The sequence below is a fragment of the Curtobacterium luteum genome (genome assembly GCF_014646995.1).
GTDB lineage: Bacteria > Actinomycetota > Actinomycetes > Actinomycetales > Microbacteriaceae > Curtobacterium > Curtobacterium luteum.
In genome coordinates, this window is the sequence record NZ_BMOI01000004.1 from 140,539 (window position 1) to 152,935 (window position 12,397).

General features: G+C 74.7%; 14 protein-coding genes and 1 riboswitch. Of the genes, 7 read left to right on the forward strand and 7 right to left on the reverse strand.

The features are described 5' to 3' along the window. Positions 1-13 precede the first annotated feature (13 nt). Positions 14-754: a phosphotransferase enzyme family protein gene (locus IEY20_RS06505; protein ID WP_175329635.1), complete on the reverse strand. Its 741-nt coding sequence runs from the start codon at positions 752-754 to the stop codon at positions 14-16. Between the two features lie 155 nt (positions 755-909). On the opposite strand from IEY20_RS06505, the gene IEY20_RS06510 reads away from it, so the two are divergent. Continuing rightward, positions 910-1,551 (forward strand): GntR family transcriptional regulator, encoded by a 642-nt coding sequence (locus tag IEY20_RS06510; protein WP_204620503.1) that lies wholly within the window; start codon positions 910-912, stop codon positions 1,549-1,551. Then, positions 1,548-2,801 carry an MFS transporter gene (locus IEY20_RS06515; RefSeq protein WP_217504554.1) on the forward strand — a complete coding sequence of 418 codons (1,254 nt, stop codon included), beginning with the start codon at positions 1,548-1,550 and terminating at the stop codon, positions 2,799-2,801. Before IEY20_RS06510 ends, IEY20_RS06515 begins: the two co-directional genes overlap by 4 nt. A gap of 333 nt (positions 2,802-3,134) precedes the next feature. Here IEY20_RS06515 and IEY20_RS06520 read toward each other — a convergent pair whose 3' ends face one another. After that, positions 3,135-4,070, reverse strand: a complete 936-nt coding sequence (locus IEY20_RS06520; protein WP_229727924.1) for an NUDIX domain-containing protein — start codon at positions 4,068-4,070, stop codon at positions 3,135-3,137. A gap of 85 nt (positions 4,071-4,155) precedes the next feature. Beyond that, positions 4,156-4,250: riboswitch (TPP riboswitch) on the forward strand. Here IEY20_RS06520 and thiM point away from each other — a divergent pair. From thiM to thiD, 3 genes are all read left to right on the forward strand, one after another. Then, entirely contained in the window at positions 4,239-5,096 is an 858-nt protein-coding gene (gene thiM, locus IEY20_RS06525) for a hydroxyethylthiazole kinase (protein ID WP_175329632.1), read from the forward strand. (Overlaps the previous riboswitch by 12 nt.) After that, on the forward strand, positions 5,093-5,812 hold the full coding sequence (thiE, locus tag IEY20_RS17060; RefSeq protein WP_229727918.1) for a thiamine phosphate synthase: 720 nt from the start codon (positions 5,093-5,095) through the stop codon (positions 5,810-5,812). Before thiM ends, thiE begins: the two co-directional genes overlap by 4 nt. After that, positions 5,809-7,305: a bifunctional hydroxymethylpyrimidine kinase/phosphomethylpyrimidine kinase gene (gene thiD / locus IEY20_RS06530; RefSeq protein WP_229727919.1), complete on the forward strand. Its 1,497-nt coding sequence runs from the start codon at positions 5,809-5,811 to the stop codon at positions 7,303-7,305. Before thiE ends, thiD begins: the two co-directional genes overlap by 4 nt. A gap of 49 nt (positions 7,306-7,354) precedes the next feature. Here thiD and IEY20_RS06535 read toward each other — a convergent pair whose 3' ends face one another. The 4 genes from IEY20_RS06535 to IEY20_RS06550 form a co-directional block, all read right to left on the reverse strand. After that, positions 7,355-7,858 carry a metallophosphoesterase family protein gene (locus IEY20_RS06535; RefSeq protein WP_175329630.1) on the reverse strand — a complete coding sequence of 168 codons (504 nt, stop codon included), beginning with the start codon at positions 7,856-7,858 and terminating at the stop codon, positions 7,355-7,357. After that, the gene (locus tag IEY20_RS06540; RefSeq protein ID WP_175329629.1) at positions 7,855-8,328 is read right to left on the reverse strand and encodes a MarR family winged helix-turn-helix transcriptional regulator; all 474 of its coding nucleotides are present in this window, start codon (positions 8,326-8,328) and stop codon (positions 7,855-7,857) included. Before IEY20_RS06540 ends, IEY20_RS06535 begins: the two co-directional genes overlap by 4 nt. Before the next feature lie 92 nt (positions 8,329-8,420). Further along, a complete protein-coding gene (locus IEY20_RS06545; protein WP_175329628.1) occupies positions 8,421-8,882 on the reverse strand; it encodes a VOC family protein in 462 nt (153 codons plus the stop codon). A gap of 17 nt (positions 8,883-8,899) precedes the next feature. Beyond that, a complete protein-coding gene (locus IEY20_RS06550; RefSeq protein ID WP_372379366.1) occupies positions 8,900-9,256 on the reverse strand; it encodes a GNAT family N-acetyltransferase in 357 nt (118 codons plus the stop codon). A 29-nt stretch (positions 9,257-9,285) separates the two neighbouring features. On the opposite strand from IEY20_RS06550, the gene IEY20_RS06555 reads away from it, so the two are divergent. After that, complete coding sequence (locus IEY20_RS06555; RefSeq protein WP_175329626.1) at positions 9,286-9,933, forward strand: NADPH-dependent F420 reductase; 648 nt, start codon at positions 9,286-9,288, stop codon at positions 9,931-9,933. Positions 9,934-10,115: 182 nt separating this feature from the next. Here the strand turns inward: IEY20_RS06555 and IEY20_RS06560 are convergent, their stop codons facing one another. After that, positions 10,116-11,096: an aldo/keto reductase gene (locus IEY20_RS06560; protein ID WP_022903940.1), complete on the reverse strand. Its 981-nt coding sequence runs from the start codon at positions 11,094-11,096 to the stop codon at positions 10,116-10,118. 281 nt (positions 11,097-11,377) lie between these two features. On the opposite strand from IEY20_RS06560, the gene IEY20_RS06565 reads away from it, so the two are divergent. Beyond that, positions 11,378-12,397 (forward strand): hypothetical protein, encoded by a 1,020-nt coding sequence (locus IEY20_RS06565; RefSeq protein ID WP_175329625.1) that lies wholly within the window; start codon positions 11,378-11,380, stop codon positions 12,395-12,397.

The window sequence follows — 12,397 nt, forward strand, 5'->3', positions numbered from 1 at the left end:
TCGGGCGGACGGGTCAGGCGACCGCGGCGGCGATCGCGTCCGCGTGCTCCTCGATGAACGCCACGTCGGCACGGTAGAGCTCGACGTGCCCGTGTCGGAGGTCGCTCACGAACTTCGGGTCCCCCGCGGCGGCCTCGGTCTCGATGGTCGTGACCAGCGCCACGAGCGAGGACACCATGGTCTCGACGAGGACCGACCGCGAGCGGGCGTCGAGGCCGTAGGCGCGGCAGAACTCCGCGGCGCGCCCGAGCCGGTGTTCGAGGCTCGCGGAACCGCCCTCGACGAGGCCGGTGGTGAAGGGCGCGAAGCGGTACACGGCACTCGCGACGTCCCACACCCGCGGACCGGGGTGCGCGGTGTCGAAGTCGATGATGCCCACGGCGGCGATGCCGTCGTAGACGCAGTTGTAGGGCGCGAAGTCACCGTGGACGATCGTCTCGACGGGGGCGCGCTCGGCCTGGGACCACACGTCGGCGTCGCTGCGGGGGTAGTCCTGCGCGGCGTCGTGGTAGTGCCGGAGCATCCGGGCGGTGGTGACGAGCGCGGCCTCGCTGGCGATGTCCTGGTTCCACGGGTAGTCCCCCGCGGTGCCCGGGACGAACGACACCGTCTCGAGCGTGTCCCCGAGTGAGATCGGTTCCGGGACCCCGACGAACCCCTGTCCGTGCGCGTGCTCGAGCAGCCGGTGGACGGTGGGCGTCCACGGACCCGCCGGGCGGTGCACCCGGTCGTCGGCCCTGGTGATGCGTTCCATCAGGGGAACCTCCTGTGTCGAACGTCCTCGTTGACGTTGGCCGCCAGCGTATCCGTGCGGCTCGCACCGCGCCGAGGACGATGTCGGGACGTCACGCGACCGTCACGGGACGGAAATGCGTGCAGCGTTGCATGCAAGGCGTAGACTCGGTGCTCGTGACCGCTCCGATCAGCACCACCGCGGCGTCCGACCGGGCGTACGACCACGTCAAGCGCGCCATCATCCGGGGTGACCTCCCCGGTGGCACCGCCATCAGCGAGAACGCGCTCTGCCAGGAGATCGGCGTGTCGCGGACACCGGTGCACGAGGCCTTCCTGCGACTCGCGGCGGAGGACCTCATCATGCTGGAGTCGCGGAAGGGTGCCGTGGTCCGGCCGATGTCCCCGAACGAGGCCGCCGACGTCCTGGAGATGCGGGAGGCCATCGAGTCCACCGCCGCAGCCCGGGTCGTGCGCGACGGCCGGGCCGCCGACGTCGGCCCCGCGCTCCTGGCCGTGCTCGGCGAGCAGCAGCACGCGGTCGCGGCCGGTGACGTCGACCGTTTCGTCGAGCTCGACGCCGAGTTCCACGGCGCGGTCATCGGGGCGTCGCGGAACGGCATCGCGGTCATGTTCGCCCGGACGCTCCGGGACCGGCAGCAGCGGCTCCGACACCAACTCATGCGGCTCCGACCCGAGCAGCTGCAGGCGTCGCTCGACGACCACCGTGCGCTGGCCGCAGCGCTCGAGGCCGGGGACGCGGCCCGCTACGCGGCGGTCCTCCACGAGCACGTCGCCTCGCACCGGGGCGCCCTGTGAGCGCGGCCGACGCCACCACGGGCAGCGTGCCGGCCACGGGGTCCGTCGCCGTTCCGCAGGCCCGCGCCCTGCCGTGGGTCGCCGTGTGGGGCGCGGTGTTCGTGTGCTCCTGGGGCGGCAACCAGTTCTCCCCGCTCCTGCTCATGTACGAACAGCGGCAGCACTACTCGTCCGTCCTCGTCACCGTCCTCCTCGGGGTCTACGTCCTCGGGCTCGCGCCAGCCCTGCTCGTCGCCGGGTCGCTGTCCGACCGGCACGGTCGTCGCCCGCTCATGCTCGTCGGCATCGGCACCGCCGTCGTCGGCAGCGGGCTCCTGGCCCTCGGACCGCTCGGGCCGGGGTTCCTGGCGGTCGGTCGGCTGTTCTCGGGCGTGACGGTGGGCATCGCGATGGCGGTCGGCAACAGCTGGGTGAAGGAGCTGTCGCAGGGACGCTTCGACCCGCGCGCGGACGCCGGGGCCGGAGCGCGACGGGCGTCCCTGGCGTTCACGCTCGGGTCCGCGTCCGGGGCGCTCGTCGCCGGGCTCATCGCCCAGTGGGGCCCCGTCCCGGAGGTCCTGCCCTTCCTCCTGCACATCGTCGTCGCCCTGCCCTTCGCAATCGTGGTGTGGCGGACGCCCGAGACGAACACCACCGGCGGCCTGCCCGGACCGTGGTGGCGCCAGCTCCGGGTGCCGAGCGCCGGCCACCGACGCTTCACCCGGGTCGTGCTCGTAGCAGCCCCGTGGATCTTCGGGTCCGCGGCGATCGGCTACGGCTACCTGCCGACACAGCTCACCGCGGCGACCGGGTCGTGGGGGCTCGTCTTCGCCACGGCGACGACCGTCGTCGCCCTGGGCGTGTCGAGCGCGATGCAGCCGATCGCGAAGCGCGTGCACTCGGTGACCTCGGCCCGCGGACTCGCGGTCGCGGTGGCGCTGATGACGCTCGGCATCGGGGTCGTCGGCCTCGCGGTCGTCGCGCAGTCGGTGTGGATCGGTCTCGCCGCCAACGTGGTCATCGGCGCGGGGATCGGCACGGCGCTCGTGTCGTCTCTGCTCGAGGTGCAGCGGATCGCGGGTCCCCGTGACCTCGCGGGGCTGACGGGCGTGTTCTACGCGGCTGCGTACGCCGGGTTCCTCGCGCCGGCGGTCATCGCGGCGATCGCGGGCACCGTGCCCGTCCCGGTGATCCTCGGGGTGGTCGTCGCGCTCGGCGTCATCGCGTGGGTCGCGATCACGGTGTCGTCCAGGAGGCACATCCCGGCCTGAGCGCGCCGGCGCCGGCCCGACGGTCGGTCCAGGCCCCGGTCCGGTCCGGTCGGGTCGAGTCCGGTCAGGTCGGGTCCGGTCCGATCCGGTCCGGTCCGATCCGGTCCGATCCGGTCCGGACCCGTCCGATCCGGTCCGGTCTGGACCCGTCCGGTTCGGTCGGGTTGGGTCCGGCTCGGCCGCTGCGCCCGGCCCGGCCCGAGGCGCCGTTCCGTTCGGTCGGTGGCAGTTCCGGTTCCGGAACCCCGACGGTCGTGCACCGGAACTGCCACGAGACAGAGCGAGATCGTGCGCAGCTCGGGGACGGTCGCCAGCGCGTGCGCTCACTGTCCGTCACGCCGGCAACGCGTCGCGCAACCACGCCGGGCCGCGCGCACCGGCGCCGAGCGCCTCGACCCGCGAGCGCAGCTCACGGTCCGCCGTGACGACGACCACGGGGGCATCGCCCTCGGCGAGCGCCCGCTCGGCCGCTGCGACGATCGCGTCGTCACCCGAAGCGGGTGCCCGGACCACCTCGACGCCGTGGGCGGCCGTGTCGGGGGCGAGCCGGGCCTCCCCTTCGAGCACCACGGTCCACCGTGGCCACCAGCGCGCGAACGGCAGGTCGAGTCCGGACGCGGCGATCCCGTCCGCAGCGAGCGCGTCGACGCCCGCGACGAGCGTCGCGGCCGCGCCGGCGCGGTCCCGCCACCAGCCGTCCGGTCGGCTGCCGACGACGTTGGCCGCGTCGACGACGACGTGCGGCGTCGTGTCGAGGGCGGCGCGCAGCGTCGGCCAGGAGGCACCGAAGCCGGGGTGCAGCGGGAGGTCGGCGACCTCGTCGACCGGGATCCAGGAGAGCGCGAGGCTCTCCCGGTCCGCGATGACCGGTTCGAACGGCCGGGAGGCGCGCCCGACGACGGTCGTGTAGGTCCAGAACCCGAGGTCGAGGACCGCGGTGTGGCGCAGGTCGACGCCGTCGTGCGGGACGCCTGCCTCCTCGGCGGACTCGCGGAGTGCGCCGGTGACGGCGTCCTCGCCCTGGTGCCGGGCGCCGCCGGGGATGCCCCAGGTGCCGCCGTGGTGGCTCCACTCGACGCGGTGCTGCAGGAGCACGCGGCCGGAGCCGTCGTCGACGAGGAGGCCGGCGGCGCCGAAGCGTCCCCACGCCTTCGTGCCGTCGGGGCCGACCGCCCAGGCGTCGCCGGGGTCACGGGGGCCCGGAGGCGGCCCGGGCGGCGTCGCACGGTCCGCGCCGGGGCCACGGTCCGCACCGGAGAGACGGTTCACACCAGGGACGTCGGGCACCGCTCCACCTTCCCACATGCGCCTGGCCGTGTGTCCGTCGGTGTCGCGCGGCGTCGTGTACGGTGACGCTCGAGACACGGGGTGCCGCGACCGCGGCTGAGATCACACCCGTCGAACCTGCTCGAGCTCGTACTCGCGAAGGGATCGTCCATGCACGCTGCTGCGCCCGTACCCACGACCGCCGCGCCGGACCTCGTCCGCCGGACGGCCGACCTCCTCGAGGCCCTCCGCGCCCGCGCCCCGCTGGTCCAGTGCGTCACGAACACCGTGGTGCAGAACGTCACGGCGAACGTGCTCCTGGCGCTCGGGGCGTCGCCGGCGATGGTCGACGTCCGCACCGAGGCCGGACCGTTCGCCCGGGTGGCGGACGGGCTGCTCGTGAACACCGGCACCCCGCACGAGGAGGCTCGGGACGCCGCCGTCGAGGCAGCGACCGCCGCGACGGACGCGGGGACGCCGTGGGTCCTCGACCCGGTGGCGGTCGGGGCGCTGCCGGTGCGGACGGCCCTCGCCCGGGAGCTGCTGGCGCTCCGTCCGACCGTGCTGCGCGGGAACGCCTCCGAGGTCCTGGCGCTGCTCGACGGTGCGGCCGGTGGCCGTGGCACCGATGCCACGGCCGATGCGGACGACGCCCGGTCCGTCGCTCGGGCATCGGTCGGGAGGCACGTGGGCGCGATCGCCGTGTCGGGTCCGGTCGACCTGCTGGTCACCCCCGACGGCACCGTCGTGCGGGTGGCCAACGGCACGGAGGTGCTCACGCGGATCACGGGCGGTGGGTGCGCGCTCGGCGCCGCCGTCGCCGCGTTCGCCTCGGTCGCGGCGGACGCCGGGGAGGCCGCGGTGGCCGCGACCGTCGTGCACACCCTCGCGGCCGAGCTCGCGGCTCGGGACGCAGGCGGTCCTGGCACGTTCCAGCCCGTGTTCCTCGACCGCCTGGCGACCCTCACCCCCGATGACGTCGTGCGTGGGGCCCGGGTCGCCACCGAGGCGTCGGACGGCGACCGGTGACCGGGGTCGGGTTCCCGGGCGGTCGGTCGGACGTCGGCGTGTACCTCGTGACGGACACCGCGCTCGCGGGTCGCCACGGTCACGGTGTCGTCGAGGTCGTGCGGGCAGCCGTCGCCGCGGGCGTCCGGACCGTCCAGGTGCGGGACAAGCACGCGTCGGCGCGGGACCTCCTGGCCCTGAGCGTCGCCGTGGCAGACGCCGTCGGGGCCCGGGCGACGGTGGTGGTCGACGACCGGCTGGACGTCGTCCTCGCCGCGCGGCACGCCGGGCACCGGGTCGCCGGGGTGCACCTCGGCCAGTCCGACGTGCCCGTCACCGTGGCCCGGGCGCTGCTCGGACCGGGCGCGCACGTCGGCCTGACCGCCAACACGCCGGAGCACCTCGACGCCGTCGCTGCCCTGCCGTCCGGGACGGTGGACCTGCTCGGCGTCGGGGTCGTCCACCCCACGACGACGAAGGCCGACCACCCGGAGCCGCTCGGCGTCGCCGGGTTCGGTCGGATCGCCCGGTCGACCGGTGTGCCGTGCGTCGCGATCGGTGGCGTGACCCTGGAGGACGTCGCGGCCCTGCGCGCGGCGGGTGCTGCCGGCGTCGCGGTGGTGTCCGGCATCTGCGCGGCGCCCGACCCCGGGGCGGCGGCGGCCGCGTACGTGACCGCCTGGCGGACGGGCGGTGCGCGCGATGGTGCACCGCGCCTCCAGGCCGGTGCCTCGTGACCGGCGTCGTGCGCGTCCTGAGCATCGCCGGGACCGACCCGACCGGCGGGGCCGGACTGCAGGCAGACCTCAAGAGCATCGCCGCGCACGACGGCTACGGCATGGGCGTCGTCACGGCGCTCGTCGCGCAGAACACCAGGGGCGTGCGCTCCGTGCACGTCCCGGACACGGGGTTCCTGCGCGAGCAGCTCGATGCCGTGTCGGACGACGTCGTCATCGACGCGGTCAAGGTCGGGATGCTCGGCACCGCGGACGTCGTGGCGACGGTCACGGGCTGGCTGGCGGAGCACCGTCCGCCCGTCGTCGTGGTGGACCCGGTGATGGTGGCGACGAGCGGCGACCGGCTGCTCTCGGCCGATGCCGAAGCCGCCCTGGTCGACCTGTTCGTGCACGCGGACCTGCTGACGCCGAACCGGGCGGAGCTGCGGGTGCTCGGCGACCTGGCGCGTCGCACGACCAGCGGCGCGGACCGGGCCGGAGGCGCGACCGCCGTCGACGGCGTGGGCACGGGCGGTCCGCTCGACGACGCGGCGCTCGTGGCGGCGACCTGGGACGTGCTCGTCCTCGCGAAGGGCGGTCACGACGACGGCCCGACCTCGGACGACGTGCTCGTGGCACCGGACGGACGCGTGCGCCTGTTCTCCGGCCCCAGGGTGCTCACCGAGAACACGCACGGCACCGGTTGCTCGCTGTCCAGCGCGATCGCCACGCTCGCCGCTCGCCACGGAGACTGGGAGGTGGCCGTCCGCGCTGCCAAGCGGTGGCTCACGACCGCGCTCGAGCACGCCGACGCGCTCGACGTCGGCGCCGGGAACGGCCCCGTCGACCACGGCGCGGCGACCCGCGCAGCACTGCCACCGGTCTCCTGGACCGATGCGTGGTGGGACGACGTCGCCGAGGTCCGCGAGGACCTGCTGCACGACGAGTTCCTCCGCGGCCTCGCCGACGGCACGCTGCCGACCGCGGCGTTCGAGGGGTACCTGGCGCAGGACGTGCACTACCTCCGCGCGTACGAACGCCTCCTCGCCCGCCTCGCCGCGGAGTCGGACGGCCCGGCCGCGGCGTTCTGGACGACGGCGGCGGAGGGGTGCGCCGCCGAGGCACGCGACCTGCACCACCGGCGTCTCGCGGGCTCCCACGAGGACGACCCCGTGCACCCGGTGTGCGCCGGCTACCTCGCGCATCTGCAGGCGGCCGCCTGCACCGGGTCCACCGCGGTCCTCGCCGCCGCCGTGCTGCCCTGCTTCCGGGTGTACGCCTGGGTGGGCACGCGGCTCGGCACCGCTCCCGAGGGGCACCCCTTCGCGGACTGGATCGGATCCTACGGTGACCCGGCCTTCGCGGCGGCGAGCGCCGAGGCCACGTCGTGGGTCGAGCGTCTGGCAGCGACGGCGACCGGCGCGGAACGGGGGCGGATGGCCCGGGCACACCGGCGGTCGACACAGTGGGAGGCTGCGTTCTTCCGGATGCCGTCCGGGTTCGTGACGGTCTGAGCGCCGCGGACCGTGACCGGCCGTGCTGCGCGGGGGCAGGTCGGCGACGTCAGCGCGGGGGCAGCCGCACGAGCTCGACGTGCAGGTCGCGGCCGTCCACGGTGCCCCGCATCCAGGTGTGGTCGGGTTGCCGGCGGCGGTCGGTCGGCGAGCCCGGGTTGAGCAGGCGCAGCCCGGAGTCGGCGACGGTGTCCCACGGGATGTGCGAGTGCCCGAACACGAGCACGTCGACGTCCGGGTACGCCGCTGCCGTCCGGCGCTCACGACCGGTCGCCGCGCCGGTCTCGTGCACGACCGCGAACCGGAGGTCCTCGACTGCGCACCGGGCCACGAGCGGGAGGCGGTCGTCGAACTCCGGCCCGTCGTTGTTGCCGCGGACGCCGACGAACCGGCGTGCACGGCCGGACACGGCGTCGAGGGTCGCGAGGTCCACCCAGTCCCCCGCGTGCACGACCAGGTCCGCGGCGTCGATGTCGGCCCAGAGCCCGGGCGGCAGGTCCTTCGCACGCTTGGGCAGGTGCGTGTCGGAGAGCAGGACGAACGAGGTCGTCACGAGGCGTCGCCGCGCGCCGGCATGGGCAGTCCGGACTCGTCGGCGGTGCCGAGCCGTTCGAGCAGCCCGGCGAGCAGCGCGACGTCGTCGTCGGACCAGTCGGCGAGGCGTTCCTCGAGGGCGTCGCGGTGCAGCCGGACGGACCGCTCGAGTGCGGCGCGCCCGTCGTCGGTCGCGACGAGGGGCTTGGCGTTGCCGGTCCCGCCGTCGGTGGTGCGCACGAGCCCGGCGGCGAGGAGGCCCGACAGCTGCCGCGAGATCGTCGACCGGTTCAGCCGCAGGTACCGCGCGATGTCGATGGCCATGCAGCCGGGGTGCTCGACGACGAAGTCCACGAGGGACTGGTCGACCACGCTGAGCACCTCGTCCGCCCCCCGCGCCCGGATGCTCGCTCGTCTCGTGATCCGCGAGAGCTCGGTGTACGCCCGTCCGATGTCGGCGTTCCGGACATCGGACCTCGGGTGGTCCATGGTGGCTCCTGCCTGTTCCCGGTGCTGTGGCCTCCGAGGGTACCGACGGAGCGGATGGCCCCGTCAGCGACCCGCCGAGGCCGGCCGCGCTGTCAGCGACCCGCCGCCGCGGCCCGCAGCGCGGCGATGTCGAGCTTCTGCATGTCCATCATCGCCTCGTACACGCGGGCGTTCGCTGCGGGGTCGCCCGACCCCGTCATGAGCTCCCCCATCATCGACGGGGTCACCTGCCACGCCAGACCCCAGCGGTCGAACAGCCAGCCGCACACGGACGGTCGGCCGCCGTCGGCGAGGAGCGCGTCCCAGACCCGGTCGAGCTCGTCCTGGGTGTCGACGTCGACCTGGAACGACACCGCGTCGGAGTGCGGGTGGCCCGGTCCGCCGTTCATCGCACGGCACGGCCGGCCGAGCAGCGTGAACTCGACCACGAGGACGTGCCCGTCCGGGGTCTCCGCCACGCTGTCGATCCGCGAGTCCGCGAACAGCGACACGTAGTGCTCGGCGGCCTGCCGTGCCTCGTCGTCGTACCAGAGGAAGGGGGTGATGGTCGTCACGGTCGGGTCCTGTCCTGTCAGTCGGCAACGCCGCGGCTGAGCAGCCCGGCCCGCTCCGGGTGCTCGTCGAACCACTGCCCGACGAACCAGCACATCGGGACGATGCGCTTGTCGGACGTCCGCTCGACCTCGTCGACCGTGTGCTCGACGAGCGCGGCGGCGTAGCCGCGGCCTCGGTGCTTCGGCACCGTGTACGTGTGCGGGAACGCGATCGCGTCCCCGTTCTCGCGGTAGTCGAGGACGGTCACCAGTTCGCCGTCCACGTACATGGCGTAGCGGTGCTCGTCGGGCTCGTGGCGGAACTCCTCGGTCATGCCGCCATCATGCTCCCGGAACGGCGTTCTGCTCGCCCGACGTCTGCCCGGCCCGGGAATGCACCCCGTTCCCGCGCGTTGCGTCCTGCATGACCACGATCGGCATCATCGGAGCAGGCAACATCGGATCCCAGCTGGCACGCCTCGCCGTGCAGCACGGCCACGAGGTGGTGATCGCCAACTCCCGCGGCCCGGAGACGCTCACCGACCTGGTGGACGAGCTCGGCCCGTCGGCACGCGCCGCCACCCGCGACGAGGCGGCGGCAGCCGGGGAGGTCGTCATCGTCACGACCCCGCTCGCCGCGATCGAGACCATCCCCGTCGAGCCCCTCACCGGCAAGGTCGTCATCGACACGAACAACTACTACCCGCAGCGCGACGGGCACATCGCGGCGCTCGACGACGAGACGACGACCACCGCGGAGCTCCTCCAGGCCCACCTGCCCGCCTCGCACGTCGTCAAGGCGTTCAACCACATCGGCGCCGCCGACCTCACCGGTCACGCGAGCCCGGCGGGCACGGCCGACCGCCGCGCACTCGTCATCGCCGGTGACGACGAGGGCGCCAAGCAGGCCGTCACCGCGCTCATCGACGCGTTCGGGTTCGACGTCGTCGACGCCGGGCCGCTCGCCGAGGGGTGGCGCATCCAGCGCGACACCCCCGGGTACGGTCCGCGCCTGACCGCGGACGAGCTCCGCGAGGCGCTCGCCGCCGCGAAGCGGTACCGCGACCAGTAGGTCGGCACGGGCCGGGTCGGCGGGCCGCGAGACTCGCGGGTCGGCAGGCGGCGAGACTCGCGCTGAGCGACAGATCGCGCGCGTGCGAGCGCGAGAACGGTCGCCCACGGCGAGACTCGCCGCAGCCGCCGCGAGACTCGCCGCGGCGAGACTCGCCGCCGCCGCGAGCCTCGCGCCGCGCCTCAGCGCCGCGCGGTCGCACCGTCGAAGATGACGGTCATCTCGGTGACGTCCTCCTCGGACGGCGCCCACGCGGCGCCGGCCTCGGCGTTCTGCGTGATCTGCTCCGGCTTCGTCGCCCCCGCGATGACGCTCGACAGTCCGGGCTGGGCCAGCAGCCAGGCGAACGTCGCCTGCAGCATCGTCACACCCCGCTGGTCGCAGAACCGCTGGAACTCGTCGAGTACGTCCCACGGGGCGTCGGCCAGCAGCTGCGGCTTCGACGTGCTGAGGCGTCCGTCCGCCGGTCCGCCCGCCTTCGTGTACTTGCCCGTGAGGAGCCCGTTGTACAGCGGGAAGTACGGCAGGAACCCGAGGGCGTACGCCCGGACGGCGGGGAGCACCTCGTCCTCGACGCCGCGCGCCAGGGGGCTGTACTCGTTCTGCGCCGACACGAACTGCGTGGTGCCGGCGATGGACGCGGTGAGCTCGGCCTCGGCGATCTGCCACCCGGCGAAGTTCGAGTGGCCGACGTAGCGGATCTTGCCCTCGCGGACGAGGTCGTCGAGCACGGAGAGCGTCTCCTCGATCGGCGTGACGCTGTCCGGCGCGTGCATCTGGTACAGGTCGATCCAGTCCGTCCCGAGGCGTCGGAGCGACGACTCGACCGCGAGCCGGACGTAGCGCCGCGAGCCGCGCACTCCCCAGTCCGGCCCGTTCGCACCCTGCATGTCGAGGCCGAACTTGGTCGCGAGCACGATCTCGTCCCGGCGACCGGCGACGGCCTTCCCGAGCATCTCCTCGCTGAGGCCGGGACGACCGCCGTAGATGTCCGCGCAGTCGAACAGGGTGACCCCGGCGTCGAGTGCGGCATGCACCACCGCGTCGGTGCCCTCCTGCGTCTCGGAGGCGGTGCCCGGCCGTCCGAAGTTGTTGCAGCCGAGGCCGACGGTGGACACGACGAGCCCCGAGGGCCCGAGCGGACGGTGTTCGATTCCGGTCATGCCCCGACCGTACCGGCGACCGGCCGCGGACGGCCCCGAACTGGGGATGCGCCCGCCCGGGGGCTCCCCGATACAACTGAGTCTGGATCAGACCAGCGGAGGGAGCTGCAGTGGCGTCGCATCGCATGCCGGAGTCCGAACGACCTCGTCGGCCGGTCCCCGCCTGGGTCACCGCTCCCCCGGAGGACGGCCTGGAGGCACGCCCCGCGCCCGCCACGACGGCCGCCGCCCTGCCCGTGGCCGGTCCGCCCGTGGCCGGTCCGCCCGTGGCCGGTCCGCCCGTGGCCGGCCCCACGGCGGTCGTGGCCCCGGCCCCCGCGGGTGTCGCCGCCGCGGCTCCTGCTGCTGCCGCTGCCGAGGTCGAGGCCGCGGACCCCGTCGCCGGTGGGTCCGCCCCGCTCGCCGACGTCGTCGGTGGGTCCGCCCCGCTCGCCGACGTCGTCGTCCCCGACTTCCCGCCGGACCAGGACCTCCTGCCGCCGGCGCCGACCTCCCCCGCGGTCCACACCCTGCCGTTCGACCAGCTCCTGACCGCGTCCCCGGCACCGGTCTCCCCGGTCGACGCCGGTCCGCTCGCCACCCCTGCGGCGGCGGCTCCGGCCCCCGTCGCTCCCCGGGCACCGGCCGTCCCGACGGTCGGGCAGCCGCGCTTCTCGGTCCCGGGCCTCGAGCACGTGGTCGTGCAGGGCACCGAACCCGAGCCGACCGGACCCGTCGGGTACCGCACGCCCGCGCGGTTCGCCGCCCGCCAGGGTGTCGTCGCACCGCCGCTGACCACGGACGCATCCGCCGGCGCCGCGGCACTCGCTGGCGCACCCGCGTCCGCTGTCGGACCGGGCCTCCCGGTCGCGCCGCAGGCCGACGCGGCGCCGACCCTCGCCGCGCCCGTGGTGCGCGAACCCGCCCCGACCGAGCCGATCCTCCAGTCCGGCGCAGCCCCGACGGAGGCGACCGCCGCGGACCCGGCGACCACCCGGCGACTCGGCGCGACGCCCGGAGCGGTCCTCGGAGCGCTGGCCGGACTCGCCACGCTCGGACTGGCCGCATGGTGGTTCACCGCGCCGTCGACCGTGCACTGGGTCGGGGTGCTCCTCGGCGTGCTCGCTCTCGTGGTGTCGATCGTCGTGCTCCGCGACCGGACCGCCACCTGGCAGCGGCCCGTCGCACTGCTCGGTGCCGTGCTCGGCGCTGTCGGCACCCTGGTGCTGTTGTGGGCGGTGGCCTCGGCGCTGCTGCCGGCGGCCGGCATCACGTTGCCCGACCTCACCGGGACCGGGACCGTCCCGACCGTCGCGCCGTAG